The sequence below is a fragment of the Tenacibaculum salmonis genome (assembly GCF_041053065.1).
Lineage (GTDB): Bacteria > Bacteroidota > Bacteroidia > Flavobacteriales > Flavobacteriaceae > Polaribacter > Polaribacter pacificus_A.
On the sequence record NZ_JBFCVV010000001.1, the window covers coordinates 2,678,409 to 2,703,636 of the forward strand.

34 protein-coding genes are annotated in these 25,228 nt (G+C 30.0%); 23 read left to right on the forward strand and 11 right to left on the reverse strand.

Features of this window, described 5'->3' with window-relative positions:
* Positions 1–40: 40 nt before the first annotated feature.
* The 7 genes from AB0T67_RS11870 to AB0T67_RS11900 are packed head-to-tail and all read right to left on the reverse strand — an operon-like array spanning position 41 to position 5,001.
* Positions 41–1,285, reverse strand: coding sequence for a phage portal protein family protein (locus tag AB0T67_RS11870; protein ID WP_369220456.1), 1,245 nt, complete (start codon positions 1,283–1,285; stop codon positions 41–43).
* Positions 1,285–1,779 (reverse strand): phage morphogenesis protein, encoded by a 495-nt coding sequence (locus AB0T67_RS11875; RefSeq protein ID WP_271230336.1) that lies wholly within the window; start codon positions 1,777–1,779, stop codon positions 1,285–1,287. The genes AB0T67_RS11870 and AB0T67_RS11875 overlap by 1 nt, the downstream gene beginning before the upstream one ends.
* A complete protein-coding gene (locus tag AB0T67_RS11880; RefSeq protein WP_369220515.1) occupies positions 1,779–2,219 on the reverse strand; it encodes a phage protein Gp36 family protein in 441 nt (146 codons plus the stop codon). The genes AB0T67_RS11875 and AB0T67_RS11880 overlap by 1 nt, the downstream gene beginning before the upstream one ends.
* Positions 2,216–2,698: a hypothetical protein gene (locus tag AB0T67_RS11885; protein WP_369220457.1), complete on the reverse strand. Its 483-nt coding sequence runs from the start codon at positions 2,696–2,698 to the stop codon at positions 2,216–2,218. The genes AB0T67_RS11880 and AB0T67_RS11885 overlap by 4 nt, the downstream gene beginning before the upstream one ends.
* Entirely contained in the window at positions 2,695–4,251 is a 1,557-nt protein-coding gene (locus AB0T67_RS11890) for a hypothetical protein (protein WP_369220458.1), read from the reverse strand. The genes AB0T67_RS11885 and AB0T67_RS11890 overlap by 4 nt, the downstream gene beginning before the upstream one ends.
* Positions 4,244–4,711, reverse strand: a complete 468-nt coding sequence (locus AB0T67_RS11895) for a hypothetical protein (protein ID WP_369220459.1) — start codon at positions 4,709–4,711, stop codon at positions 4,244–4,246. Before AB0T67_RS11895 ends, AB0T67_RS11890 begins: the two co-directional genes overlap by 8 nt.
* A gap of 2 nt (positions 4,712–4,713) precedes the next feature.
* Positions 4,714–5,001 (reverse strand): oxidase, encoded by a 288-nt coding sequence (locus tag AB0T67_RS11900; protein WP_271230331.1) that lies wholly within the window; start codon positions 4,999–5,001, stop codon positions 4,714–4,716.
* A gap of 190 nt (positions 5,002–5,191) precedes the next feature.
* Here AB0T67_RS11900 and AB0T67_RS11905 point away from each other — a divergent pair, with 190 nt between their 5' ends.
* The 23 genes from AB0T67_RS11905 (at position 5,192) to AB0T67_RS12015 (ending at position 20,777) form a co-directional block, all read left to right on the forward strand.
* Positions 5,192–6,145 carry an HK97 family phage prohead protease gene (locus AB0T67_RS11905; protein ID WP_369220460.1) on the forward strand — a complete coding sequence of 318 codons (954 nt, stop codon included), beginning with the start codon at positions 5,192–5,194 and terminating at the stop codon, positions 6,143–6,145.
* A gap of 26 nt (positions 6,146–6,171) precedes the next feature.
* Positions 6,172–7,023 carry a hypothetical protein gene (locus AB0T67_RS11910; RefSeq protein WP_369220461.1) on the forward strand — a complete coding sequence of 284 codons (852 nt, stop codon included), beginning with the start codon at positions 6,172–6,174 and terminating at the stop codon, positions 7,021–7,023.
* Positions 7,024–7,034: 11 nt separating this feature from the next.
* A complete protein-coding gene (locus AB0T67_RS11915) occupies positions 7,035–7,334 on the forward strand; it encodes a hypothetical protein (RefSeq protein ID WP_369220462.1) in 300 nt (99 codons plus the stop codon).
* Positions 7,335–7,403: 69 nt separating this feature from the next.
* Positions 7,404–7,826, forward strand: coding sequence for a TIGR02594 family protein (locus AB0T67_RS11920; RefSeq protein ID WP_369220463.1), 423 nt, complete (start codon positions 7,404–7,406; stop codon positions 7,824–7,826).
* A complete protein-coding gene (locus AB0T67_RS11925) occupies positions 7,823–8,233 on the forward strand; it encodes a 3TM-type holin (RefSeq protein ID WP_271230325.1) in 411 nt (136 codons plus the stop codon). Before AB0T67_RS11920 ends, AB0T67_RS11925 begins: the two co-directional genes overlap by 4 nt.
* Positions 8,234–8,246: 13 nt before the next feature.
* The gene (locus tag AB0T67_RS11930; RefSeq protein WP_369220464.1) at positions 8,247–9,416 is read left to right on the forward strand and encodes a DUF2586 family protein; all 1,170 of its coding nucleotides are present in this window, start codon (positions 8,247–8,249) and stop codon (positions 9,414–9,416) included.
* Complete coding sequence (locus tag AB0T67_RS11935; RefSeq protein WP_271230323.1) at positions 9,416–9,820, forward strand: hypothetical protein; 405 nt, start codon at positions 9,416–9,418, stop codon at positions 9,818–9,820. The genes AB0T67_RS11930 and AB0T67_RS11935 overlap by 1 nt, the downstream gene beginning before the upstream one ends.
* A gap of 77 nt (positions 9,821–9,897) precedes the next feature.
* Entirely contained in the window at positions 9,898–10,452 is a 555-nt protein-coding gene (locus AB0T67_RS11940) for a hypothetical protein (protein ID WP_271230322.1), read from the forward strand.
* A gap of 201 nt (positions 10,453–10,653) precedes the next feature.
* On the forward strand, positions 10,654–12,396 hold the full coding sequence (locus AB0T67_RS11945) for a tape measure protein (protein WP_271230321.1): 1,743 nt from the start codon (positions 10,654–10,656) through the stop codon (positions 12,394–12,396).
* Positions 12,396–12,986 (forward strand): DUF6046 domain-containing protein, encoded by a 591-nt coding sequence (locus AB0T67_RS11950; protein WP_369220465.1) that lies wholly within the window; start codon positions 12,396–12,398, stop codon positions 12,984–12,986. The genes AB0T67_RS11945 and AB0T67_RS11950 overlap by 1 nt, the downstream gene beginning before the upstream one ends.
* Before the next feature lie 3 nt (positions 12,987–12,989).
* Positions 12,990–13,964 carry a late control protein gene (locus AB0T67_RS11955; protein ID WP_369220466.1) on the forward strand — a complete coding sequence of 325 codons (975 nt, stop codon included), beginning with the start codon at positions 12,990–12,992 and terminating at the stop codon, positions 13,962–13,964.
* 3 nt (positions 13,965–13,967) lie between these two features.
* On the forward strand, positions 13,968–14,462 hold the full coding sequence (locus tag AB0T67_RS11960; protein WP_369220467.1) for a hypothetical protein: 495 nt from the start codon (positions 13,968–13,970) through the stop codon (positions 14,460–14,462).
* Positions 14,463–14,666, forward strand: a complete 204-nt coding sequence (locus tag AB0T67_RS11965) for a hypothetical protein (RefSeq protein WP_369220468.1) — start codon at positions 14,463–14,465, stop codon at positions 14,664–14,666.
* A 2-nt stretch (positions 14,667–14,668) separates the two neighbouring features.
* On the forward strand, positions 14,669–15,004 hold the full coding sequence (locus tag AB0T67_RS11970) for a hypothetical protein (RefSeq protein WP_271230316.1): 336 nt from the start codon (positions 14,669–14,671) through the stop codon (positions 15,002–15,004).
* A gap of 2 nt (positions 15,005–15,006) precedes the next feature.
* Positions 15,007–15,300 (forward strand): hypothetical protein, encoded by a 294-nt coding sequence (locus AB0T67_RS11975; RefSeq protein ID WP_369220469.1) that lies wholly within the window; start codon positions 15,007–15,009, stop codon positions 15,298–15,300.
* Between the two features lie 2 nt (positions 15,301–15,302).
* The gene (locus tag AB0T67_RS11980) at positions 15,303–16,139 is read left to right on the forward strand and encodes a nucleotidyltransferase (protein ID WP_369220470.1); all 837 of its coding nucleotides are present in this window, start codon (positions 15,303–15,305) and stop codon (positions 16,137–16,139) included.
* Positions 16,114–16,593, forward strand: coding sequence for a hypothetical protein (locus AB0T67_RS11985; protein WP_369220471.1), 480 nt, complete (start codon positions 16,114–16,116; stop codon positions 16,591–16,593). Before AB0T67_RS11980 ends, AB0T67_RS11985 begins: the two co-directional genes overlap by 26 nt.
* Positions 16,593–17,414, forward strand: a complete 822-nt coding sequence (locus AB0T67_RS11990) for a phage baseplate protein (RefSeq protein ID WP_369220472.1) — start codon at positions 16,593–16,595, stop codon at positions 17,412–17,414. Before AB0T67_RS11985 ends, AB0T67_RS11990 begins: the two co-directional genes overlap by 1 nt.
* A 2-nt stretch (positions 17,415–17,416) precedes the next feature.
* Positions 17,417–18,286 carry a hypothetical protein gene (locus tag AB0T67_RS11995; RefSeq protein WP_369220473.1) on the forward strand — a complete coding sequence of 290 codons (870 nt, stop codon included), beginning with the start codon at positions 17,417–17,419 and terminating at the stop codon, positions 18,284–18,286.
* Positions 18,287–18,296: 10 nt separating this feature from the next.
* A complete protein-coding gene (locus AB0T67_RS12000; protein ID WP_369220474.1) occupies positions 18,297–18,572 on the forward strand; it encodes a hypothetical protein in 276 nt (91 codons plus the stop codon).
* A 7-nt stretch (positions 18,573–18,579) separates the two neighbouring features.
* The gene (locus AB0T67_RS12005; protein WP_369220475.1) at positions 18,580–19,122 is read left to right on the forward strand and encodes a hypothetical protein; all 543 of its coding nucleotides are present in this window, start codon (positions 18,580–18,582) and stop codon (positions 19,120–19,122) included.
* A gap of 174 nt (positions 19,123–19,296) precedes the next feature.
* Positions 19,297–20,136, forward strand: a complete 840-nt coding sequence (locus tag AB0T67_RS12010; RefSeq protein WP_369220476.1) for a DNA adenine methylase — start codon at positions 19,297–19,299, stop codon at positions 20,134–20,136.
* Between the two features lie 5 nt (positions 20,137–20,141).
* Complete coding sequence (locus AB0T67_RS12015) at positions 20,142–20,777, forward strand: thymidylate synthase (protein ID WP_369220477.1); 636 nt, start codon at positions 20,142–20,144, stop codon at positions 20,775–20,777.
* 947 nt (positions 20,778–21,724) lie between these two features.
* On the opposite strand, the gene AB0T67_RS12020 is transcribed toward AB0T67_RS12015, so the two are convergent.
* The 4 genes from AB0T67_RS12020 to AB0T67_RS12035 form a co-directional block, all read right to left on the reverse strand.
* Complete coding sequence (locus tag AB0T67_RS12020; RefSeq protein ID WP_369220478.1) at positions 21,725–22,351, reverse strand: HNH endonuclease; 627 nt, start codon at positions 22,349–22,351, stop codon at positions 21,725–21,727.
* 170 nt (positions 22,352–22,521) lie between these two features.
* Positions 22,522–23,031 (reverse strand): lecithin retinol acyltransferase family protein, encoded by a 510-nt coding sequence (locus AB0T67_RS12025; RefSeq protein ID WP_369220438.1) that lies wholly within the window; start codon positions 23,029–23,031, stop codon positions 22,522–22,524.
* Positions 23,032–23,114: 83 nt separating this feature from the next.
* On the reverse strand, positions 23,115–23,930 hold the full coding sequence (locus tag AB0T67_RS12030) for a hypothetical protein (protein WP_369220439.1): 816 nt from the start codon (positions 23,928–23,930) through the stop codon (positions 23,115–23,117).
* A gap of 174 nt (positions 23,931–24,104) precedes the next feature.
* Positions 24,105–25,196: a serine hydrolase domain-containing protein gene (locus tag AB0T67_RS12035; protein ID WP_369220479.1), complete on the reverse strand. Its 1,092-nt coding sequence runs from the start codon at positions 25,194–25,196 to the stop codon at positions 24,105–24,107.
* Positions 25,197–25,228: the final 32 nt, after the last annotated feature.

Genomic DNA, 25,228 nt, shown 5'->3' on the forward strand with positions numbered 1-25,228 from the left:
GGAGTACAGCAATGAGAACGGTACGCTAATTTAAGTAGGCTTATTCCTTTCCCTGATTCGTAGGTTTTTTAGTTTCTTTATGGGTAGGCATTTCAGCTATTTCAGTACCATATGTTTCTTGAATATACTTCTGATTTAAAATATAACCACCACTTATAAATTCTTTATCTATAAGTATTTGCTGACTTGGGTTAGTGGTTTTTTCTACATTAATACGTGCATTATCTGGAATATTATAGCCAAGCATTCGCATAGCAGGTACTACAACATCGTTTAAAAATGAAATCATTTTTTTTTCATCAGAATGCACAACTTCACCTAAAGTATTTTCATGAACAGAACCTTGGGCTTTTGAGCTCCCATTTTCAGTAGTCATAGTTTGGTGTAATATTAATTTAGATAACTCTTTATCTAATGCCTCAATTTTTTTAAAAAAAACTTGAAACGAATCACTTTTAGTATTTTCTATAATTTCAACATCAGTACCTAATGGAAATACACCATAAGGAGCAGACCCCATTTCTTCTAGCCAACCAGCTACTTCATTTTTTACAGTCGTACTACTTGAAGCAATTTTAGCAATTCTAATTGGAACGCCAAATAATTCTTCAAATTCATCCCACGAACCCCAAGAGTGTCTTTTTAAAATAGTATAAACGGCAGCTTTTTCTAATAATCCAACAGGGTTATAAAATTGACTATACCATAGCACGTCTTTAATATCGGTAAAATCAATTCCTCTATCTGAAGTAATATCGTATAGAAGCGCTCTTTTTTCGGGTATTATTTGTCCTTTAGGTATAAGTTCTACCTTATTAATATTTCCTTTAGTAAAATCACTAACCCAAAGTAATGAGCCTCCATAGTAAGTAGATTCATGTGCATATTGTAGGGTGTCTTCAAACCATTGTTTACCACTAATAAGTAAAGATAAAGCATCATCTTTAATACCATTAATTGTAAAAACGTAGCCTTTATTAGTTGTTCTTAAAGTACGATTTTCAGTAATACCTGTTAAGTGTCCATCAAGCATAATATCCTCATAAAGTTCTTGCATTAAGTAGTTTTTAGGATAATCTACAGAGTAACGAGCATAACGAGCTGTTTGCCAATCGGTAATTTCTTTGCGCCATAACAAGCGTTGTCTCTTAACAATATCTACCATTAAATCAGTAACTTTTTTAACATTGTTAGTGTCTTTACTGCTCAAGCTTGCTTTTTTAATAGCGTTACCTGAAAATTTGGTAATATTTTGTATCGATTTTATTTTTGCATTCTGACTCATTATTTTAGACGTTTATCGTGTTCCCGTTTTAGTTTTTTTAATATTTCTTTATCCAAATATTTAGAAGGTCCTATAAATTGACGTTTAGGCATACCGTTTAATCCTTCATTATGTTGTTGCCCATATTTTTTATAAGTTCTAAAAGCTACAGTATGTTTACTTTTTTTAACTGCTATAAAAGAATTGGTTAATTTATCTCCAGCTGTTTTATGACCAACAAGAATGGCTCTTCCTGTAATACTTCTACCATATTTATTCGGTCTGCCTGGTTTACCTATTCTATTTGTTCTATATCGAGTAATATTTCTTCCACTTTTATCAAGTGTTTTTCTTTTCTCCCATTTTTTTATACCAGATCCAGTATTAAATCCCTCGTTTTTAAAGTTGTGTTTTATAAATTTTAACCCTTCAACTTTAACAACTTTAATAGCAATATCAGGCATTTCAACGGCTGTTTTTAAAAGGAGTTTTTGTAAGTCTTTTAGGTCAGCCATTAATAATGGTTTTTATAAGATTTATTGCTGCCTAATCTCATAAAAGGTTGATTACTATCAATTATTCCATCTTCATTAGTATCAATTCTTTTTGAAGGTAAATCAGCTTCAATAGTTCCTTTACTTATTAACTCAAGCCAACGCATTGCCTCATTGTATCGTTTTTCTGCAGTAGCAGTAATTTCTTTGCCTCGTATATCATAAATATCAGGTAGTACAAGACTTTTTAAATGCTTTTTAATTACCTTAGATTGCTCAGCACCTAATGCATTAAAAATAGCATCTACATCATATTGTTTAAATAAGTAGCTTTTTATTATGGCAATATTTTCATCTATAATTTCATTAACAGTATTATCATCACTATTGGTAATTAAGTTAATTACTTCAGTAGTTGTTTTGGTTTTAAGTTCCTCTTTAGTTAAAAAAAGCCATTTTATAGTTGTTTAATACTTAGTTTTTTTAATGCGTGTTTTTTATTTACAGTTTTATATATTTTTGAAGTAAAACTAATTCTGTAACTCATTAATTCATCATCACTTATTTCATTTTCTTCTTCAGAAATTTGAGTTAGTTTTGTAAAACTGTTTCCTGAAAGTGCTTCTAATACTTTAACAATATCATCTATAATTTCAATTTCAGATAATCCGTTATTAGGATCACCTGTGTTTTGATGTTGCTCCATCCAACCATCTTTACAGTACAAAATAATTTCTAAGGTTGTAGTTCCTTCTTTTATTTGTTCTGTCATATTCTGATATTGTATGCTAGGCATTTTAATAAGTACTGCTGTAAAACAACCAGGATAATTTTCTTTGCCTTTTTGAAATTGTTTGCGATCTAAATCAATGAGTTCTAATTTTGTAATTGATTTTAATGCTTTTTGAACTTCAATAAATATTTCTTTGCTAGGTGTCATATTCTTCTTCGTGTTTTTCGTCTGCCAATGTGCGGGCTTATGTTATTTTCTTCTTTTTGAGAATACCCAAATAATGAGCGTCCTTTACGAATACAGTTCATAAGTACGTCTAAAATATCATCAGGTGTTTTACATTTTTTTTCAAAAGCCAGTATATGATCTAGTGCTTTATCCATATCTGTTGTATCCCTTAATTTATCATCAAAAGTGATTAAACCTCTAAAAAAAGCACTTACCAATACAGCATCAATATTTTCATGTTTATCACCTGAAGCATGATCAGGAAAAGGTATATCTACGGTATTATTTTCTTCACTAGCAATAAGCCATTCAGGTTCGTAAACAGATTTTTGAGAGGCTGTTGCATCGTAAAAAGAAATAATAGCCATTCCTTTTGCATTATATTTTTGTTGCCACTTATAATGAGTAGCCATTGCTTCAGCTCTATTACATTGACGATTAAAAATTTCTAATACATGTGCTTTACCATTTTCAAGAGATAGTATTCCACCAGCTTTATAATCGCCATCATCAGTATAAGATAAATCCCACCATTCAATTAAACCGCTGTGTATTTTATTTCCATGAGTGCTTTTGAATTTTATCCACTCTTCTTTAATTCTTTTACCTTCTTCAATAGGATTGTTAAAATCTTCTCGTTGGCTTGTATGGTAATCATCATCATTTACTATTTCAATACATTCATCTCTGTCATAACGTTCATGCCAAGTAGGATTAAAATCGTTATCACATAAATTAATGGTTGATATAAAGAAGTTGTTAGATTTTTTATATTTTTCAGCAAAGCCTTCAATAATTCCATTTTTAACAATTAAGTTGTTAGGCATTATTCTACGAAATCGACCACGTTGTCCTGCCTTACCTAAATCACCAGTTAGTTTACGTACATTTTCTTTTGTTAACTCAATATTTTTAGCGGCTTTTCGGTCTTCTAAATCATCCATAGAAGCGAAGTCAGGTCTACGTCCGTTATGATTTAAACCACGTATAGATTGGTTTAAACCGATAGCTTTAAAGTAGGTTCCATCAGTAGTTTCAAAAACACCATCAGCCCAATTACCATAGCTTTTTTGTGTGCCAAAATCTTTAATATATTTTTCATTATTATCTAATTGAACTTGTAAATTAGATAATAGTTTTTTTGCTAAATCTTCATTTCTACCTAATAAAACTCCGAATTTTAATTCATTATTTTCTTTTAAGTGAGCGGTATTACCAACATTGGTGTGAATAGATTTTGCCGCACCTCTAAACCAACGGCGTTGTTGTATTATTTTGGGGTTATGAAATATTTGTTCATAGCTTTCTTGATGAAACCAAGAGCTAGGAGCATCAGCAAAATCTTGCCCAGAATTAACACCAAAATAAAAATCAAAAAACTCAATATAATTTTCAGGTTTTAAAAGGTGTTTAATTCGCCTTTCTTGTTCTTGAGTAGTTTCTTTAATTAAATTATTTGCAGATACTTTTGAAATATATTTAGAAAGGTCATCATATTTTTGCTTGACTAATTTAAGTTCTGTTTTAGTCATCTTGTATCAATTTAGTTATAAACTGATCAAAGTATGGGCGTATATTTTTGGTTAGTTCAATAATTTCTTCTCTTTTTTTAGGTTTAGCAGTTGCCGCTAGTTCTAACATAAAGTTGCTAAAGTTATCTATACTTTCCATTGAATAGACAGCTATTTTTTTACTATCAGTAATTCTGTCAAAAGCAGCAACAGTATTAATAATATCGTTTGTTTTGTAAGGTAGCGGTTCACCTTTTTCAATAGCTAAGGCTTGTTTTAAAGTTAACCTACGGATAGATGAAGGTTTTATTGAATTAAGCTCTTTTTCTTCATCCCATTTATTTTCTTTACGCCAGTTTCCTAATGTTTTTAAACCAATATTAATAATACTAGAAATATTACTTAAGGCAAATCCAGCAACATATAATTGTTTTCCTTCACTCTTTTTTCTATCGCTTTCTTGTGCTGTTAATCTTGCCATAATTATTTGTAATTTCCATCTATATTTAACTTGCCTTCTCTAGTAAATTCAATATTATTAATTTTCATTCCATCATATTCTAAGTTTTTTTTTGCCTCAATTAATAAATCAGTATAAGCATCATCAGCAATCATGGCTTCAATACCTACACCAATTTCAGGGACTTCTTTAAATTCTCCTTTGGCTGAGGTTAAAATACTTAGTTGATGTTGCTTACTACTGTTGCCTATAACAAAATCACCATTTTGAATAAGTAGGTCGCCATTTTCATCTAATAATAAATCTTTCATACATACAAAATTCGTATAAGTAAGTGGTGTTTAAAATTTAATAATCAAGTGTTGGCAGTTTTTCATACACTACTTGTTTGAAAAAGGTACAAGGCTTGATTTGTTATTTTTTTTAGTTAAGAACTTGCTGCAATTTTGTGACTCAAAGTAGTAGTAAAACGAAATTATAGTGCGTAGAAAAAGCAATTAAATGACACATAGGTTTAAAGTAAATACAGAAAACGTAAATGAGTATGGATATCGCATACTTACTAATGGAATAGATATAGACCAGTATTTACGTAATCCTGTAGTATTATTTGGTCATGTTCGTGCAAATCACGACCCAACAAGAGTTGTAGGTCGTTGTGTAAAATTAATAAAAGAAAACAACGAATTAATTGCTGAAATAGAGTTTGATACTGATTCTGATTTAGGTAAAGAGGTAGAAGGGAAAGTAGCACGTGGCTTTATAAAAATGGCATCATTACATGCTGATGTAAAAGAAAGTTCTGTGGAAGAGGAACTATTATTACCAGGACAAACTTTAGCAACGGTAACTAAATGTAAACTAGTAGAAATATCTATTGTAGATGTTGGAGGTAATGATGAAGCTTTAAAATTATCTAAAAATTTAAAAGAGGTGACTCTTAATAAAATTACACAAAAACCAAAAAAAAATAAGATGAGTATAAAGTCAATTGCGCTAGCGCTAGATATGGATGAAAATACAGCGGAAAGCAAAGTTTTAGCATCTGTAAAAGATTTAAAATTAGCAAAGGAAACAGCTGAAACAGCTTTACGTAATATTCAAACAAAGGAGGCAGATACTTTAATTGCTAAAGGTGTTAGTTTAGGATTAATTCATAAAGACTTTACCGATACACTAAAAGAAGCTTTTGAAACAAATCATGATGCTCAAGTAGTAAAGTTATCTAAATTAATTAAAGATAAAGAGGTTGAAAACGGAACAGATGCTAAACGTAATGTTGTGAAAGAAGTCATTTTAGGAAAAGGCGACGGAAAAGGGAAAGCCATAATGCTAACGTTTGATTATTTGCAAAAACATGATGTTCCGAAGTTGAAAGATATTAGAGATAATAATCCAACAGAATATGCACGTTTAGCAAAAGAATATGGAGCAGGTGTTAGATATACAGAATAAAAATAATATCAAAAAAAACTAAAAAAATGCCAGGATTAAATAAAGAATTGTGGGTACCAGGGATTATAGAAAATCCTATTCCAGATACATCATTTGTATCAGCGTCAGTAGATATGTCTGAATATGTTGAAGCAAATAAAATACATTTAGCAGAAGCAGGAATTGAGCCAGAGGTATTTGAGAATTATTTTGAAGGAAATGAAGATCCATTACCATTTCAAAAGATTACAGATATTCCAAATGAGGTTGTTTTAAAAACATACTCATCAGCTCAAACTCGCCATAGAGATTTGCAAGATGTAGAGCTACAGTATAAAAAGAAAGATTCTATTATTGGTAGACACAGAACTTCTTTAGGTAAAAATATAGGTAAACGAGCAGCACATGCTTGGACAACAGGTGTAAGTGATGATTTTAATAAACTATTAAAATTAGGTGATGGAGATTCTGTAATTGATGCAATTGTTGATTTAGAAGCTTTTTTTAGTAGTCTAGATAAAACAGAGAACTTAAATCTATGTTTAAGCCCAGAGCTTAAGGCACGTATAAGAAAGGAAGATAAAGTATTATACAAGAATATGATGATGGCTGATAAAGGGGATGTTTTTTTAGGTTTTAAAATATGGCATTACTCACAAAATCCATTATTTACTGCGGCAGGAACTAAAAAGCCATTTGGAGCAGAAAAAGAGGCAGGAGACAAGCGTTGTTCTTTTGCATGGGCAAGTGATGAGGTATTTAGATGTTTTGGAGATACAGAAATGTATGAGAATTTAAGAGACTCAGGTTTACAAGCTGATACCCTTTCATTTGCACAAAGAGCTTTAGTTGGTAAAATTAGAGCCAACTCACCAAAGTATTTAGGAACAATTGTTTAAAAGATAAACAGATGAGTAAAAATCAAGAAAATATTCAAGAATATTTTAATGCTAATAAATTAGTAAATAAAGTATTTACTACATCAGATGGCTTTATTTTTTTACAACGCCAATTAGCAACAATACATAGTAACACTTTATCAAATAAAAAAGTAGAAACTTTTAATAGAGATGGTAAGGTAGAAAATATTGTAGTGGTCGATGCAGAAGAAATAACGGCAGATAAAACTGATGTTAAATTAGTAAAGGAGCAAAATACAGCGTCAGTTAATCCAGCTATAACAGGATCAGATCAGCAAACAAAAAAATAATAAGAACCATTTTTAAATAAGACAGCTTCACTTATTGCAAGTGAGCTGTACCCTTTAGGGGTTGTAGTTATGAATGAAACCATTATTGAAATAGCATTAGGTCAAATAGGGATTAAAGAAATTACTGGAAAAAAAGATAATCCAGAGGTGTTAAAATACTTTAATGATATTGGTTTTAATGGTGCAAAGTTAAAGGATGAAACTGCATGGTGTTCAGCTTTTGTAAACTGGGTTGCTAAAGAGGCAAACCTTCAAAGAACAGGAAGATTAAATGCTCGTAGTTGGCTAAAAGTAGGTGAAGAAGTTACCATTCCTGAAAAAGGTGATGTTGTTATTTTTTGGAGAGAATCTAAACAAAGCTGGAAAGGGCATGTTGCTTTTTTTATAAGAGAAACTGAAAATTTTATTTACGTTTTGGGAGGAAACCAAAGTAATCAAGTTAAAATTTCAGCTTACCCTAAAAACAGATTATTAGGTTATAGAAGATTATGAATAAAATATTTAGTTGGTTAACAGGAGATTTATTTAAAAAAGCAGGAGAAGCTTTAGATGGAATTATTACGTCTGATGAAGAAAGGTTGAATGCAAAAAATGCTTTGCAAAAAATGTTTATTGATGAGGCTTTAAATTCTCAAAAAATACAAACAGAAATTATAAATACAGAGGCTAAAGGTAATTTTTTACAAAGAAGTTGGAGACCTATATTAATGTTAGGTTTTGGGTTTGTAGTGCTTTATAGCAAGTTTATAGCTCCTGCATTTAATTTACCAAATACAGCATTAGAACCTGATTTTTGGGAACTTTTAAGATTAGGTATTGGAGGGTATGTTATTGGTCGTTCTGCTGAAAAAATATCAACTACAATAACTAAAAATATAGATTTCAAAAAGAAAAATTAAACTATTGTAAAAAATGGCATTACCAAAAATTACATTCAATATAGCAACTGATGGCTTAGGTAGATTATCAGATGCAATTAATAAAATACCTGGTTTAGTTATTACAGGTAGTACTGTTGCTAATAAAATAACGATTGGTCAGTCATATCAAATATTTAGTTTAAAAGGAGCTGAAGATTTAGGTATTACAGCTGATGGAGCTAATAGTTTTGCTTATAAACATTTAGTGAGTTTTTATAATAAAGCAGGGCAAGGTGCTCCACTCTGGTTAATGGTAGTTTCGGACGCTACTACCATGACAGCAATGGCTGACCTAACTAATAATTATGCTAAAAAGTTAATTGAAGATGCTAAGAATATTCGTGTTTTAGGATTGTTAAAAAAAGCAACAGGTACTGAAACTATTAAAAATGGATTAGATGCAGACGTAGAAACAGCAGTTGTAAAAATTCAAGAGTTAGCGGTGCATTTTACGGGTAAGTATTTTCCTTTTAGAACTATTTTATCAGGTAATTCATTTAACGGAAATGTGCAAGAATTATTTGATTATTCACAATCTAAATTTAAAAATGTAAATATTTTGATAGCTAATGACGATGGTGCACCTGAAGCATCTATTGGCTTAAATTTAGGTAAGCAGGTAGCAATACCAAGTCAGCGCCGTCAGAGTAGAGTAAAAGATGGAGCGGTAATACCGTTACAGGCATATTTTACTAGTGGTGAAAAAGTACAAGCGTTACAGGATATGTGGGATACAATAGACGATAAACGTTTTACTTTTTTTAGAAACTTCTCTAACAGGTCGGGCTATTTCTTTTCTGGTGATAAAACACTAGTTGGTTCTGATGATGATTTTTCAAGTTTAGCACCAGGCTTTATAATGGATGAAGCTGTTTTAATAGCCTATGATGTTTTATTAGATGAACTAAGTGATGAAATACTTATAGATGGTTATGGGAAAATTCATCCAGCAGTAATAAAAAGTTGGCAAGGTAAAATAGATACTACAGTTCAAAGTAAAATGGTATCTACAGGAAAAATTTCAGGATTTAAATCATATATCAATGCAAATCAAAATGTTTTACAAACAGATAATGTACAGGTAAATATGCAATTATTACCATTAGGATATGCAGACAATATAGAAGTAAATATAGGTTTCACAACTAATTTAGAAAACTAATGGCAAAACAATATAGTTGGAGTGATTATTCCATAGCATACGGAGGTAGAATATTAGAAGGATGCACAGGCTTTGAGGCTAGTACTAAAAAAGAAAAAGCTTTTTTATACGGTAGAGGAGATAACCCACATGAAATTGTTGGAGGTAATAAAAGTTATGAAGGTAAAATTAAACTTTGGCAATCGGAAGTAGAAAGAATGATTTCAGACGCTCCAAATAATGATATTTTAAAGTTGCGTTTTAATGTAACCGAAGCATATGTACCAATTGATGGTGGTCAAATGGTAGTTAATAATTATAAAGGAGTTGAAATAACAGAATTATCAACAGCATTTAACCAAGGTGATAAAAATCAAATTATAGAATTACCTGTTATGTATTTAAGTGTTGATAGGCAGCAATAAGTTATCAATAATTAATTATATAAACAATCCTATTATTTACACTGGTAGTATTTACAAGACCAATAAACATATTAAAAATGGCAAACGAAGTTACAGAAAAGCAAATTGAACAATGGAAAGTAGAGCATCAAGCGGTTTACGAATTACCAGTAGGAGATAAAAAAGGGTACTTACGTCAGCCTAAAATGACAGATTATAAGATAGGTTTTAAAGCCATGTTAAATGGTGGAGATATTGCTTTTAGTGAAGCAATGTTAAGAGCTTTATGGTTAGGAGGAGATAAAGATATTTTAGATGAAGATGCTTATTTTATTCCTGCTAAAAATCAAATAAAAGATTTTTTAGATTATGAAGATGCAGAAATATCAGCTTTAAAAAATGGGCAATCAGAAATAACTATTGATGGTTATAAATGTATTGTTAGATTTATTACTCGTGATGATTTGAAACGTGCAGAATCTGAAAACCCAAGTAATAAAACATTTGTTACTCAAGAAAAATTATTTGATAAAATATGTGTTTTTAAAGATGAGGTTTTTACTGATAAAAATAATGCCTCTATACGTTTTCCACTTTACAAAGCTATTGAAAGTTTGCAGAATAAAAAATATGCATTGCTAAAAAAGCTTTAGAGTCGGCTGTCATAGATACGACTGACGAAACTGCATACGAAATATCAGAAAATATAAATATTAGAGTATACGATGCCTATTTAGAGTACTATATGGGAGTTCGTAATCCTCAAAAGTTAAAAGATGGAGATTGGGCTGAAAAATTACTCAATCTCCATTTTATAAGAATACAAGAAAAAGAATCATCTCAAAAAACTTAAAATGAACGCCTACGAGTACTTAGTTAGATTAAGAGATTATGCTAGTTCTAGCTTGCGAAATATTGCTGCAAGTGCTGGGGTTACTAATAGAGGTTTACATGGAGTTGAAAAAAGAGCAACATCGGTAAGTAGTTTTTTAGGGAGTACTTTAAAAAGTGCCTTAAGTCGATTAGCTTTAGGTTTTGGTGTTTTAACAGCTGCTTCTGGTTTATTTTTTAAAGGTGTTGAGTTAGAACAAACAAAAGTAAAGTTTGAAGTGTTATTAGGTAGTGTGGCAAAAGGTACTGCAATGCTTAAGGAACTTAATGAATATGCTAATGTAACACCTTTTTCAAATGGTGGTATTATAAAGGCATCTGAAATTATGCTTGGTTTTGGTATTACTCAAGAAAAAATAATGGGTAATATGAAAATGCTAGGAGATGTTGCCATGGGTAATGAACAAAAGTTAGGAAGTATTTCATTAGCATATTCTCAAATAATGGCTACAGGTCGTTTAATGGGGCAAGATTTATTACAGCTAATTAACCAAGGATTTAATCCTCTTCAAATAATATCAGAGAATACAGGTTTATCCATGGGGGTTTTAAAAAAACAAATGGAAAAAGGAGCTATTAGTGCTGGTATGGTAGAAGAGGCATTTCGTTTAGCTACTTCAGAAGGGGGACGTTATTATGGAATGACAGAAAAAATGGCTGAATCAGCAGGCGGTAAATGGAGTACATTTATGGGGAAATTATCACACGTAGTTGCTATTGTAGGTGAGAAATTTGCTTTATGGGTTAGCCCTTTAATAGATATTGGTATTACTGTTGTAGAAAATATTTTGCCATTTGGTAAAGCAATAACAGATTTAATAAACTGGATAAGTAAAGCTACTCCTTTATTAATTACATTTTCGGCTGTTGTAGTAGCATTAGGAGTTAATTATTTAATTGCTAACGCAAGCTTTATAGCTTTCTCAATAACCTTTGCAATTTATAACGCTAAGGTATGGCTGGCAACTTTAGCAACAGGAGGCTTGTCTACAGCAATTAGTATTTTGAATTTTATAATGTCAATGAACCCAATATCATTAGTTATAATAGGAATAGGACTGTTAGTTGGAGCTGTTGTTTTATTGTGGAATAAAATAGACTGGTTACGTGGTGGAATAATGGGTATTTGGGAGGTTATGAAAGGTTTAGGTCTTGCTATAAAAACCTATGTTATTAATCGTTTTAAAGAATTATTATTAGGTATTACAGGTTTAGGTAGAGCATTGTGGTCGTTTATTAAAGGAGATTGGGAAGATGCAATAAAACATGGTAAAAATGCTACTAAAAATTTGTTTGATAGTGATGCTAAAAAACAATTTGTAAAGGATGGTTTAATAGCAGCAGAATCATTTAGTAAAGGATATAAAGATGCCTTAAAAATTGATAGCCCGAAAATAGCTTTAAAAGAAGCCGTAGGTAAAAATAAAGACAAATCTATTTTAGGAAAAAAACCGTCTTCAGTTTTTGATAGTTTACTGAAAAATAAAAAAGAGCTTGACAAAAAAAACAATAAAAAAAGAAAAGCCGATAGTATCGTTTCAGGAGGATCTAAGCAAACTCACATAAATATAACTATTCAAAAGTTACAAGATGATACCAAAATTTATGTTAGTAGTGCCGAAAAAGGGATTGAAAATTTAGGTGAAAAAATACAAGAACAATTATTACGTGCAATAAATAGTGTTAACCAAATGCAAACAAGTTAATGGCTGAATTTAATTTTAAAGAATTAGTGGCACGAGCACATTTTGATTATATAGGACCTGTATTTACTAAGTGGTTTGAAAATAATAAAAAAGCAATGGTACTTCCAAGTTTAAAAAACGTTTTTGGTAGCCAGTTATTAGGAAATAAATATTTTTTTACATTAAAACTAAAATATGGAAAACAGCAATTTATTTTTCCTAATGAGCCATTAATCGCTGTTAGCCTAGTAAAAACAATTGTAGAAACAGCTACTGTTGGAAAGTATCGAAAAGGAACAGTAAAAGAATATATTAATACAGAAGATTATCAATTAACGATACGAGGTGTTTGTGTAAACACAGAAGATTATGATAGCTATCCTACAGATCAGGTAAAAGAACTTAATGAAATGTTTGCTGTTAATGATGCTTTAGAAGTAGTTAATAATCCTTTTTTAGAATTGTTTCAAATACGAAAAATTGTGTTAAAAGAAATTTCATTAGATGAAATGCAAGGGCAACCTAATTTACAAAAGTATGTGATTAGAGCAGTTAGTGATCAGGATTTTTACGCAGATGTAACAGAGAAAAACAATTTTTTAAACTCATAAATTATGTTTGTTTTAGATGGAAGTGTAAAAATAGGAGCTTATGTTTTTAAAACTATACATGAAGTATCATATGTTAAATCTGTAAATGAAATTGTAGATACAGCAGTTTTAAAATTACCAACATCATTTAAAATTAGACAAAATGGTGAGTTAAAATATACTGAAGAAGCTATTAAAATAGGTGATAAGGTAGCTATAACTATAGGTTATGAAAACAAGTATCGTGCTACAGAGTTTGTAGGGTATGTACGTAAAATTAAACCGACTATACCATTAGAAATTCATTGTGAAGATGAAATGTGGCTGTTGCGTAGAAAAACAATAACGAAAGCATGGAATACTAATACTAATTTAAAAGAGGTTCTAACAGAAATAGTAAAAGGAACTACGATAAAAGTAGCAGAAAATATTCCTGATATTCCTTTAGATAATTACATTATTAGAAATGCTAATGGAACACAAGTTTTACAGCATCTAAAAAAGAATTTACGATTAACCGCATTTATAAATGATAGGAATGAGTTGTATTGTGGATTAGCTCAGTTTACTAATATTAATGATGAGGTAATTTATGATTTGAATTATAATTTAATTGAAAATAACCTAGAGTTTAAGTCGAAAGAAGAAAGAAAAATACGAGTCCGCTACACTTATATAAATTCCAAAGGTGTTAAAAAGGAAGTTGAATTTGGAGATACAGGAGGAGAGTTAAGATGTTATAGAACCTCGGTAGTTTCAGATGTTACAGTGTTAGAAAAATTAGCACAAACAGAAATAGAGAAATTAAAGTATAATGGTTTTGAAGGAACAGTAAAAACTTTTTTAATTCCGTATGCAACCAGAGGAATGAAAGCAACACTATTAGATCAAGAGCATTTAAATAGAGAAGGTAGTTATTTTATTAAGAAAGTGGTTACTTATTTTGGAACAGATGGAGCAAATAGGGTAGTAACAATAGGTAAAAGGCTAAATGGCTAATTTATGGGGTTTGAAACAGAATTAAGTCGTGCATTAGAGAAGTTTAATGATAGAGATGTACCTGTTTTTTTGGCAGAAGTAATATCTGTAGATAAAGAAAAAGGAACTTGTGAAATTACTGATGGAGAGTTAAACTACGTTGCACGTTTAGGAAGTGTTATTAATAGTACTGAAGATAGGTTTTTTTTATATCCTAAAATAAAAAGTAAGGTGTTGGTAGCGCCTATTGAAGAAGATATACATCAACTATATATTATTACATGTGCTGAGATAGAGCATTTACAGTTTAAAGTAGCTGATTGTACTTTAAGTATGGACGCTACAGGTTTTAATTTTAAAAAGCAGAACGAATCATTACGTAGTTTGATAATAGATTTATTACGGGCAATACAACAAATGAAGTTTACAACCAATATGGGACCAACCATTAATTTGATTAATGTAAACGATTTTGTAAGCCTAGAATCAAAGTTTGAAAACCTTTTAAAAGATATTTAAATGGCATTAAATGAAGAAAGATTAACAGCTAAAATTAAAACAGTTATAACCGAATGTGCATTAGAAAAATCAAGTGCAGAGGTTTCAAAAGAAAAATTTGCAATTAGTTTATCAAAGGCTATAATAAGTGAATTAAAAACGGCAATAGTAACAGGGGTTTGTCCACCAAGTGGAGGACCATTAACTAACGGAAAAATAATATAAATATGTTTTCATCATTACAGCCTTATTTTAATGAATTAGCTATTGGATTAGTCTCTTTAGTTTTGGGATGGTTAGGTAAATCAAAAGTGCAAAAAAAAGTAGAAGATGCCGATTTAACAGCAAAAATACAAGCCGTATATAGAGATATGGTAGTTGATGCTGATAAAAGAATGGATTTACTAAGAGAAGAAATAAAAATATTAAAAACTAAGCAAACACTTCAAAATGAAGAGTGGCTAAAAAAGTTAGATAATATTGAAAAATCATGGCAAGGTAAATATAGTAGATTGCAAACAAAGTATAATAATTTGTTGAAAAAATTTGAAGAAAATAGTTAGTGATGCAAGTATTAGATAATCAAACTTTATTAGATATAGCCATACAAAAAACAGGAACACCGCTCTCTGCATTGTTAATAGCTAAAGCAAATAATTTAAATCCTTCTAATAGTTTAGTAGAAGGTAGTTGTATTTTAATTCCGTTAAAATTAATTAAAGATCAGGATATATATCAATATTATAACAATAACGAAATTATACCCGCCACCGCATTAACACAAACGAACATTGACGCAATTATAGGATGTGAAGGAATAGGTTGTTGGGCAATAGGAATAGATTTTAAAGTAAGCTAAAAATGAGTACAGTACAAGATATAAAAAATAACATGATAGCGGTTAAAGAAAAAGAAACAGCCTTAGCCGATTTAAATAGTACAAGCAAAGTCTCTATTTGGAATTTACTGCTTTTCATTGTTGCTTTCTGTAGCCAAGATTTACGAACTTATTTTAGTGAACATCGTAAATATATAAACCATCGTTTGGCAAATCAAAAAGCGGGTACGTTGCCTTGGTACAGGAGTATGGCATTGGCTTTTCAATATGGATTTCATTTAATTGCTGATACAGATAAGTTTCAAAATGAATTAGCAACATCCGAAGAAATAGAAGCATCAAAATTAATAAAATACGCTGCCGTAAACGAAGGAGATAAACCAGGAACAATAGTTATAAAAGTAGCGACTGAAACGGATAATAAGCTAGCTACTTTATCACCTGAAGCAGAAATATCAATAAAACAATATTTTAAAGAAATAGCTTTTGCAGGTGATAGAATAACAATTATTAATCATTTAGCCGATAAATTATTTTTAAATATAAAAATTCACATAAATCCTTTGGTTTTAGAAGTTAATGGAATATCCAAGCAAAAAGGAAATAAACCAGTTGAAGATGCCTTGCAAGAATTTATGAAGGAATTGCCTTTTAATGGTCAAATGGTATTACAAAGTTTGGTTGATAAATTACAGCTGGTTGAAGGTGTTGAAGTAGCACATTTGGTTGAAGTAAAAAGTAGTTCGTTAGATCCTATTTTAGGTAAACATGGAATAGCTTCTTTAATTGAAGTAAAACATATTCCTGTAAGTGGCTATTTTGAAATTGAAAATTTTGATAACATTAGTTATGTGGTATAATATTGATTTTTATAAATGGGCAGTTTTATTACTTCCTACTCGTAATCGAAAAGCAAAAATGCTTGCTTTTATAAAAACACTTGTTACACCTATTGTTGATTTACATTATGAGTTTTTACAACGTAGAGCATTAGACGAATTTATTTTAAATCATAATGGGCAAATATGTTATTTACGAAAAGCTTTAAATGATGTTTTTGATAAAGAATTACGTAGAATACAAATTGGCGATGGAAATCAATTTAAACGGCAATATATTTATACAAGAGCAGAACAAAAACCTGTTTTTTTAGGTAAAATATTTTTACGAGATAAAACGGATTATGCCGATACAGGAGTAGATTTTATAGTGTATGTACCTCAAAAAATTGTATCAACAAGAAAGGTTGAGTTAGATAAATGGATACATATTTTTAAAAAAGGAGTTAAACGATATAAAATAATAGCAACATAATGAATACTATTAATTTTCAACAAATAGGAGGTCTTCCATTAGAAACAAACACGCTAACTGAAGTACAAAAAGCCTATAGTATTTTTAATGCTTTTGGAGCATTGGCAGGTAATAAAACAATTATCAGTGGATGTGAAGTTATTGGAAACCAAATAACAAACGGTTTTATTTATTTAGATGGCGAATTGTTAGAATTTCGTGGAGGGATAAAACAAGATACCGTTGTAATTATTCAAGAAGAAACAAAAGTATTTTTTGAAGACCAAACAGAAAAAGGAGTCTATTATACTCGTTATGTAACTTTTGGAGTTTCAGTAAATTCAACTCTTTGGAGTGATTTTAAACGATTTTATATAAATCAGCCAATTTTTAAAGAAATAAAATACGTTGGTAGAAATGTAACTCAAGCAGAATTACAAAGAGGTTGGTATATCGCAAATGGAGAAAACGGCACAGATAATATTTTAGGACGAATGCTTGTTGGATATGATGCCACTCAAGCTGAATTTGATACTGTTGGAAAAAAAGGGGGCGAAAAAACACATCAATTAACTGAGGCAGAAATTCCTAGTCACCGTCATGAAGGACGAACAAATTCGGCAGGTGGTCATAGCCATGAGTATAATAGACTTTTATTTGGAGGTAATTCTACTTGGGTATCAGGAGGTGTAATGGGATATTGGGGTACTACTAAAAAAGAGGCAACAAGTTCAGAAGGGGTTCATCAACATAGTTTTACAACAGATAATGAAGGAAATGATAAACCACACAATAATTTACCGCCATACATTGTGGCATTACCAATTCAATTTATAGGATAATTATGGCATTTAAAGATACCGTTAAAAATTGGTTTAAAACAGGTTTAAAACCAACCCAACAGCAGTTTTATAGTTTTTTTGATGCTATACGCTGGAAAGATGAAAATATACCTGCTAACCAAGTAGAAGGTTTAAATAACTTGTTAATTGCTAAAGCAGATAAACAAGCGTTTAATACGCATTTAGAGGATTTAGAAAGTCATGTTACAATTCGGGATAAAAATGATTTAAAAGCTTTAAATACAACTATTTTTAAGCATGAATTATCAATTCTTTTAAATTTTTCAGATGATTTAGAGGATGTCATGTTATCCGAATTTACTTTTAATGAATTTACATTCGTAATTACGGTATCAGGAAAAAAGTATTTAATTAAAAGAACAAATTCAAAATATAGTTTAGCTAATTGTATGCTTTTTTTAAGAACTACTAATATAGCTACTAATGTTATTTATAGTCTTGAAGTTTCAAATTATCAATTAAAAATAAATGAAGATTTTTCTTATTACGAATTGATATCAGAAGATTTAACGGAAAATTTAACTTTAAAAAATGGTGATGCTTTTTTATTTGAATTTAAAAGAAAAGCGATATTAAGTTTTGTGAAAACAGCAGTAATACAAATAGATATAGCTGTTCAAAAAATAGTTGTACCCATTAATATGCACTTTTATGGTGTTGAAATTTCTGATACAGAATTATTATCAACACTTGAAGTTTCTTTGGATGTTGATTTTACAGAGGCTGGTTATTTAGGAGAGTTAACAGGAAGTAAGAATGATTCGCTAATATTAATGAATCAAGAGGCTAAAGAACTGTATTTAAGGAGTACGAACCCTATTGGTGTTAAAATAATTTTTAGAAACATTTAAATTTAAATATATGGAAAAGAGAGTTGCAATTACCGAGTTTACAAAGGTTAGCTTAAAAGCAAATGAACCTTTTTATTTGCCTTTGGTAAACGATGAAACAATTAAGTCAATTAGTTTTAAAGATAAAGGTTTGTCTTTCAAAATTAGTGTGGTTGAAGAATTTAAAGAAATTACTTCAGGTAACATAAAAGAGAAGGATAGTACTGTTTTAGTAAACTTAAAAACTAAATGTTTAGTGGTATCTGTTAATGCTGATACAGTAGCCGAAATTTTAACTTTAAAATAAAAAAAAAATGCAAAAACAAGTTGTAGATCAATTACAAGTAAAAGAGCTTAAAAATGCAGTGTTTTTAGGAACAGACTCAAAAGGAAATGTTATACCGAAACAAGCGGAGGATTTGCCTAAAGGCGAAAAAGGTATGCCTGGACCAAAAGGCGATAAAGGAGACCCTGGAGAAACAGGAAGACCTGGTTACCCAGGGCAAAAAGGGGATAAAGGAGATCCCGGGCGAGCTGGCGAAATTGGTATGCCTGGACCAAAAGGCGATAAAGGAGATCCAGGAGAAATAGGAAGGCCTGGTTCCCCTGGGCCAAAAGGAGATAAAGGAGATCCAGGACAAAACGGCGAAACAGGCGCACCGGGTAAATCAGCTTATCAAGATTGGTTAGGATTAGGAAATACAGGGACTAAGCAGGACTTCTTTAATTCAATACTCTCTTTTAAGTATACTAATGTAAAAGCTGTAGACAATAATGATGCTATTTCTAAAGGAGTTGAATTAGGTGCTTTTTATATTAACAGCTCTACAGGGTGTTTAACGCAACGATTAGTGTAATGCTTCTAAGGAGAGAAAAAAACCTCCAGCAATAAAAAATATCTCACCACTTTTTAAACACAGAGCCAACGGCTACTGGAGGATAATGTCTTCTAGTTGTCGTTGGCTTTTTTTATGTATTGTAAGTAGTGAGAGGCACAAAAATAAGAATATTAATTAAATTAAAAATAATAAATGAGTAAAAATTATGTAAATGCTCCTTTACCGTTTCAGGGTCAAAAACGGAACTTCATCAAACAATTTAAAGAAGAATTAAAAAATTACCCTTCAAATGCTACTTATGTAGATTTGTTTGGAGGTAGCGGTTTGCTCAGTCATACTGTAAAACAGCAAAACCCTAATGCAGTAGTTGTTTACAATGATTATGACAATTTTAAACAGCGTTTAAATACTATTTCAACAACAAATAAGATATTAGAAAAACTTAGATGTTTAGTAGTTGGTTTACCAGCAAAAAAAACAATACCTGAAGCTATTAAGAAGCAAATTATAGATGTTATTTCAATTGAAGATAAAAAGGGGTTTGTTGATTATATTTCTTTGTCAGGTAGTTTGTTGTTTAGTATGAATTATGTGCAAAGTTTAGCGGAATTAAAAAAGCAAAGGTTCTATAATAGGATACGAAAAAGTAATTTTTCTGCGAAAGATTATTTAAAGGAAGTTGAGTTTGTAAGATACGACTATAAAGAATTGTTTAACCTTTATAAAAACACCCCTAATGTGGTTTTTTTGGTAGATCCACCGTATTTATCAACAGATTGTTCTACGTATAAAAATTATTGGAGATTAACTGATTACTTAGATGTCTTAAATGTTTTAAAAGACACAAGTTACTTTTATTTTACATCAAATAAATCTAGTATCGTAGAATTATGTGAATGGATTGAAACAAATACGGCAAGTAATAATCCATTTAATAAAGCTAAAATAGTTTATAGATACAGTCCTACAACTCACAATACTGGTTATACTGATATTATGTTGCATAAGCGTTACACAACAACAATAACTTAGAAAAGATGAACAAGTACCATACGATATTACAAAAAATAATCAATGAAGGAGAATATCAGTTGAATAAAAAAGGACGATTAAAATACCTTTTAAATGAAAAAATAACACTATCAAAAGGAGACTTACTAGATGTTTTTGAGTCGCACACAATTGCACGTAAAAAACTTCGTGACGAATTGGATTTATTTGAATTGGGAGTAGACCGTGTTGAAGAATACAATGATTTAGGAATAACATGGTGGGATTATTGTGGTTCTTATCTTATTAATTCTTACCCAAAATACATTGCTCAATTACCTAAATTGATAGAGAAGATTAATTCGGAGTTGAGGAGTTCTAAAAACTACGTTTTATTTTTAGGAGAAAATGAGGTTGAAACAAGTCAACAACCATGTGTGAGTTTGATACAGTTTCAAATAAATAAGGATAAGTTAAATATAACAGCGTATTTGAGGAGTTCGGATGCTAGTTTAGGTTTACATTCAGATATATATCATTTGTGGCTTATAAGTCGTAAAATACATGTTCAATTAGATAGTATTACCCTTATGTTGCCTAATGTACATATCTATGAGAATAATATCACAAAAACGAAAAGGTTGTTAAGAGGTGACCAAGTAAGGTTTAATTTAAATGTGTAGTTTTTTATTTTGTAGTGAGTTAGTGTTTTTTGCCTCAAAAATGTACTTTTTGTTTTAAATTTATGTACTTTTTGTTTTGCCGATTATATAAGGATTTTCGTAAGTAGGTTAGCACTAGCAATAAATTATATATGTTGTTGCAAGTAGTGATTTTCTAACTAAATTTCTCATTTCTTAATTTTCAATTTTTCCGTTTTATTTCTCTTTCTTTTTTACGTTTCTGCTTAAAACTCCGCCTTAATTAATTTCCGCCTATTTATTCACGCTTTATTTTCAGCGTTAACTTCTTCCTTTTTTCACGTTTCTGCTTAAAACTCCGCTTTAATTAATTTCCACCTATTTATTTACGCTTCGTTTTTCAGAGTTCAATTCTTTTTTTCTCTTTTTAGGATTCATTTTCTAAAAATAGAGTAGCAGTCATTTTCAATTATCACTAATTAGGAATTTCAGGCTGAAATTCCGCCATTACTTGCAACGTGTTTGTATATGGTTTGTTGCGTGTTTTAAAACTCTTTCATTTCACACTTCTATTTTCACACAACATTTTTCAATCAGACTTTTTCAAAATGCAAAAAATATTCTTAAAAAAACCATAGTTTTTAAAATGACTTTTTCACACAACAGTTTTCAATTAGAATTTCTCAAAATGTAAAAAATATTCTTAAAAAACTATAATTTTCAAAATGATTTTTGTGCGATTTTCTTAGGTAATTAAAAGAGCTTTTTTCTGAATATTTTTCCAGCTATTTTAAACTTTATTTAAAAACTAAATTTTCAAATTTTAACTATTTTTTTCTCTAATGAAACCCAACGTGTTTGTGTAAGATTTGTTGCGTGTTTTAAGTGCTAAAGTTAGTAAATAAATCACATATAGAAAATCCACGAGGACTTTCGTAAATTGGCTAAAACCAGCAATTAATTTTACACGGTGTTAGCTGTAGCCTTTTCTATTTTCCTAATTTTCCTTTTAATTCTTCAATTGTCAAAGTTATATTTTTTTTTCTGTGAATCATTCTGTGACAATTAGAACAAACTACATTCAAGTCTGTTTCTGGATTAGTTTTTTTCGGCTTGTAACTTGTGCTTAAGGGAACAATGTGATGAACTTCAATAAAATCAATTCCAATTTCTCCATAATAGTTTTCAAAGTTAAATTCACAAACTTGACAATTCAGTCCGTGAATTTTTATAGCTTCATCCCTCAATTTTTTATTCCTTTCACTCTTTTTAGAAATAACGACTCTCTTTCCACCTTCTGTGAAGCTTAATTTTGATTCGTTATCATTAAAGTTTTCATCCTGATTTTCTTGTCTTTCAAAAATTAGAAATTCGATATATTTTCTTAATGCACTTCTCAAATCTTGTTCTGATTTAGAGAGGTTTCTAGACATATATTTCGGTTCTATTGTTTTCAGAAACTCAATATTATTAATCTCTAAAAGATTATCTACTTCTGATATTTCAAAATTTTTCGCAACTCTAGATTCAAGCCAATATGGATAAGCATCAATTGTTGAAAACGCATATTTTTTGTTTATCAACCAATTTGTGAAATTCAATTTAGTTTCGTTCATATTTTGGGTTTGGTGAGAGGTTACAGCTAACGTTGTTGTGTAAGATTAGTTGCGTGTTTCAAGCAGTGAATTTACTAAATAAAACACGAACCAAAAAAGTCCCAAAGGACTTTCGTAAATTGGCTAAAACCAGCAATTAATTTTACACGGTGTTGTGCGTATGTGCTTCTTTATTTTCTTTCAGAAACATCTTTTAAAAATGCTCCTAATAAAAGTAAACCAACAGCCATTGCTCCCGATTTAGCACTTTTATTTACAATCGCATTAATAGCTGTTCCTGTCGCTACTGTTAAAGCAATATTTCCTGCTTTATTTACTTGTTCACTTCTATGTTCTCCACTATGAACCCAATTTTTAAAATGTTCACAGTTATTACTAACATAATTATAAGCTTTCTCTCCGACTCTCGATAATGCTCTTCTAGTTGCTATCCTTCTTTCATTTTCATCTCCTTTAAATTTCTCAATAGCTTTTGGTTGAAGAGTTTTTAATATTTCGCTCATTTCAGAGTTTGAAACTTCTTTTACACCATCCTTGTAATTAGCGACAAATATTGGGTTATTTCCTCTATAACCTACAAATATTGCAAAATGGTCAACCATTCCTAATATTTTTTTTCTTAAAACTACAGCATCCGCTTCTCTTAAATTGTTGTTCCTAATAATTGTATTTACATTCATACTATTTTTTTTAAATTATTCTACAAATTTATGAATGAATTAAAATCATATTTAGTGGATAATGGTCATTGTCTTTCAATTGTCTATTTTTTTGTAATATTTTGTTCTATAAGGTTTATTAGTTTTTCCCTTATTTCATTATGTCTTACGGTGTTTTTTTTAATCCTTTCGTGTTCTTTATTTATCGCTTTTGGTATGAAAAAAAGATTTTCATTGTCTACAGAATATTGAATTAGAGGTGCAAAATGCCCACTAATACCTTTTGGTTTTATTAGTTTATGTTCTTTTAAAAGTTGAAAAAATATAATGATTTCATCTTTAAAATTTTTATTAAATTTCACATAAAAACTGTCGGAAATAGGCTTGAAAAGTTTCTTAAACTCTTTAATTGAATAGATTATCTTTTTATCGGCTAAATCTCTAGTTATTTCATCAAGTTCAGATTCCTTTCCTAGCCATTCGTAGTAAGTTTTTTTTGTTATTGATTTTGGAATTAAAATAGTTGCTTTTTCTAAACCAAGAAATTGTGTTAATATATTGTAATCATAACCTCTATATTCACAAGCGATTTTCAAACTTTCAATTATGTCATTAATTATAGCATTTGAATTATCTTGAATTGAAATTTTTTTTATATAATCTTGAAAAATATCACTCAACAAATATTCTATATCTTTTTTGTCTTTGCTATTTTTTATTTTTGATATTACACTGTTTATTTCATTTAATATTATTCCAGATATTTTAGGTAATTCGTTAAATTCCTTTTCTGTCATTTTACTATTGACGCTATTAATGGCAGTTGAAATTATGTTTTCAAGTTCGTACTTAATTAATAGTAAACGTAATTCTTCTGAATTTTGATAGTTGTCTAAAAATTCAATAAGTTTCTTTGTCATTAATTTATTCAGTTAATTTTGAGTTTTTTTTGCATTACGCACAACGGTTAGTATATGAAAAGTAGGCGATAACGAAGCGCTAACCTTTTGGTTGAGTATAAAGTTTGATACGATTCAAAAGCCCTGATTTCATTACTATTTCGCCTATTTTTTATATACATTGTTAGCAAATGTTTATTGCTCAATATTTTTCCAAATTAACTTAAATTCTGCTAAATTATTTTCATTCAAATCTTCATTGGACATAAATATTTTTCCAATATGCTTTTCAGAATCAAACATCATTATTGCGGAAACTCCCAAATCAGAACCTGTATGCCCAATCATACCTGACTTGAAATAGGCAATAAATATTCCTGAATTCGGTTCTTTTTTGTCAATATTTTTGATAGGTAATTCGTCTGTGAAATTTTTATCAAAGAATTGGGTCCAAGAGTCATCGGAAAGTAATTTTGATTTTTTATGAAAACCTTTCATTAATTCTATCAGATAAATTGAGAGGTCATTTATTGACGTTTTTAGACTACCATCGGGATATACAGCACAAGAATATGGTTGCAAAGCTTTGTCTTCTTCGTCATATAGGATAGCATGATTTACTTTCTCTATATCTTTATAAAACCAACCTGTATTATTCATTTTCAAAGGTTTAAAAATATATTCTTCTGTGAATTTATCAAATGATTTTCTACTTGCCTTCTCGATTATATACGCAGCGAGGGCTGATGCAATATTTGAATATTCATATTTTGTGCCAGCTGAAGATTTACTAAAATTCTTTTTAGAATATTTACCACCTCCTTTTACAAGATATTCCTTAAGATAAGCCCCTAGTTCCATATTAGGTAATTCTTGTCCCAAGGCATATGATGATTCATAAGCTTTTTTGTTATCAATTACTCCTGATGTATGGGTTGCTAGATGGCGTAATGTAATTGTATTTTCTTTATTCAGATTAGGATTTGTAAATTCAAAATCCAGATATTCATTAATATCTTTGTCTAAATCTAGTAATCCTTTTTCTTGTGCAATCATAAGTGAAATTCCGATAAAGGTTTTACTTACAGAAGCGATTGGCTGTATTGTCCTACTATTATATTTCAAAGAGTTCTCTTTATCTGAAAAACCAACATAATTAAAATCAACGATACTATCTTGTTTAATAAATGCAGTTGCATAGCCTACAAAGTTCTTGTCTTGACTGTAAGATATAAATACTGTAAATACGATTATACTTAATGTTAATAAAATTGTTTTACTTTTCATTTTTTAATATTTGCTAACGGTTTTATATATGG

Bases quoted from the DNA above. Each gene is read 5' to 3' on its own strand.
- AB0T67_RS11870 (WP_369220456.1), bottom strand. From the start codon at position 1,285: ATGAGTCAGAATGCAAAAATAAAATCGATACAAAATATTACCAAATTT.
- AB0T67_RS11875 (WP_271230336.1), bottom strand. From the start codon at position 1,779: ATGGCTGACCTAAAAGACTTACAAAAACTCCTTTTAAAAACAGCCGTT.
- AB0T67_RS11885 (WP_369220457.1), bottom strand. From the start codon at position 2,698: ATGACACCTAGCAAAGAAATATTTATTGAAGTTCAAAAAGCATTAAAA.
- AB0T67_RS11890 (WP_369220458.1), bottom strand. From the start codon at position 4,251: ATGACTAAAACAGAACTTAAATTAGTCAAGCAAAAATATGATGACCTT.
- AB0T67_RS11895 (WP_369220459.1), bottom strand. From the start codon at position 4,711: ATGGCAAGATTAACAGCACAAGAAAGCGATAGAAAAAAGAGTGAAGGA.
- AB0T67_RS11900 (WP_271230331.1), bottom strand. From the start codon at position 5,001: ATGAAAGATTTATTATTAGATGAAAATGGCGACCTACTTATTCAAAAT.
- AB0T67_RS11905 (WP_369220460.1), top strand. From the start codon at position 5,192: ATGACACATAGGTTTAAAGTAAATACAGAAAACGTAAATGAGTATGGA.
- AB0T67_RS11910 (WP_369220461.1), top strand. From the start codon at position 6,172: ATGCCAGGATTAAATAAAGAATTGTGGGTACCAGGGATTATAGAAAAT.
- AB0T67_RS11915 (WP_369220462.1), top strand. From the start codon at position 7,035: ATGAGTAAAAATCAAGAAAATATTCAAGAATATTTTAATGCTAATAAA.
- AB0T67_RS11920 (WP_369220463.1), top strand. From the start codon at position 7,404: ATGAATGAAACCATTATTGAAATAGCATTAGGTCAAATAGGGATTAAA.
- AB0T67_RS11925 (WP_271230325.1), top strand. From the start codon at position 7,823: ATGAATAAAATATTTAGTTGGTTAACAGGAGATTTATTTAAAAAAGCA.
- AB0T67_RS11930 (WP_369220464.1), top strand. From the start codon at position 8,247: ATGGCATTACCAAAAATTACATTCAATATAGCAACTGATGGCTTAGGT.
- AB0T67_RS11935 (WP_271230323.1), top strand. From the start codon at position 9,416: ATGGCAAAACAATATAGTTGGAGTGATTATTCCATAGCATACGGAGGT.
- AB0T67_RS11940 (WP_271230322.1), top strand. From the start codon at position 9,898: ATGGCAAACGAAGTTACAGAAAAGCAAATTGAACAATGGAAAGTAGAG.
- AB0T67_RS11945 (WP_271230321.1), top strand. From the start codon at position 10,654: ATGAACGCCTACGAGTACTTAGTTAGATTAAGAGATTATGCTAGTTCT.
- AB0T67_RS11950 (WP_369220465.1), top strand. From the start codon at position 12,396: ATGGCTGAATTTAATTTTAAAGAATTAGTGGCACGAGCACATTTTGAT.
- AB0T67_RS11955 (WP_369220466.1), top strand. From the start codon at position 12,990: ATGTTTGTTTTAGATGGAAGTGTAAAAATAGGAGCTTATGTTTTTAAA.
- AB0T67_RS11960 (WP_369220467.1), top strand. From the start codon at position 13,968: ATGGGGTTTGAAACAGAATTAAGTCGTGCATTAGAGAAGTTTAATGAT.
- AB0T67_RS11965 (WP_369220468.1), top strand. From the start codon at position 14,463: ATGGCATTAAATGAAGAAAGATTAACAGCTAAAATTAAAACAGTTATA.
- AB0T67_RS11970 (WP_271230316.1), top strand. From the start codon at position 14,669: ATGTTTTCATCATTACAGCCTTATTTTAATGAATTAGCTATTGGATTA.
- AB0T67_RS11975 (WP_369220469.1), top strand. From the start codon at position 15,007: ATGCAAGTATTAGATAATCAAACTTTATTAGATATAGCCATACAAAAA.
- AB0T67_RS11980 (WP_369220470.1), top strand. From the start codon at position 15,303: ATGAGTACAGTACAAGATATAAAAAATAACATGATAGCGGTTAAAGAA.
- AB0T67_RS11990 (WP_369220472.1), top strand. From the start codon at position 16,593: ATGAATACTATTAATTTTCAACAAATAGGAGGTCTTCCATTAGAAACA.
- AB0T67_RS11995 (WP_369220473.1), top strand. From the start codon at position 17,417: ATGGCATTTAAAGATACCGTTAAAAATTGGTTTAAAACAGGTTTAAAA.
- AB0T67_RS12000 (WP_369220474.1), top strand. From the start codon at position 18,297: ATGGAAAAGAGAGTTGCAATTACCGAGTTTACAAAGGTTAGCTTAAAA.
- AB0T67_RS12005 (WP_369220475.1), top strand. From the start codon at position 18,580: ATGCAAAAACAAGTTGTAGATCAATTACAAGTAAAAGAGCTTAAAAAT.
- AB0T67_RS12010 (WP_369220476.1), top strand. From the start codon at position 19,297: ATGAGTAAAAATTATGTAAATGCTCCTTTACCGTTTCAGGGTCAAAAA.
- AB0T67_RS12015 (WP_369220477.1), top strand. From the start codon at position 20,142: ATGAACAAGTACCATACGATATTACAAAAAATAATCAATGAAGGAGAA.
- AB0T67_RS12020 (WP_369220478.1), bottom strand. From the start codon at position 22,351: ATGAACGAAACTAAATTGAATTTCACAAATTGGTTGATAAACAAAAAA.
- AB0T67_RS12025 (WP_369220438.1), bottom strand. From the start codon at position 23,031: ATGAATGTAAATACAATTATTAGGAACAACAATTTAAGAGAAGCGGAT.
- AB0T67_RS12030 (WP_369220439.1), bottom strand. From the start codon at position 23,930: ATGACAAAGAAACTTATTGAATTTTTAGACAACTATCAAAATTCAGAA.
- AB0T67_RS12035 (WP_369220479.1), bottom strand. From the start codon at position 25,196: ATGAAAAGTAAAACAATTTTATTAACATTAAGTATAATCGTATTTACA.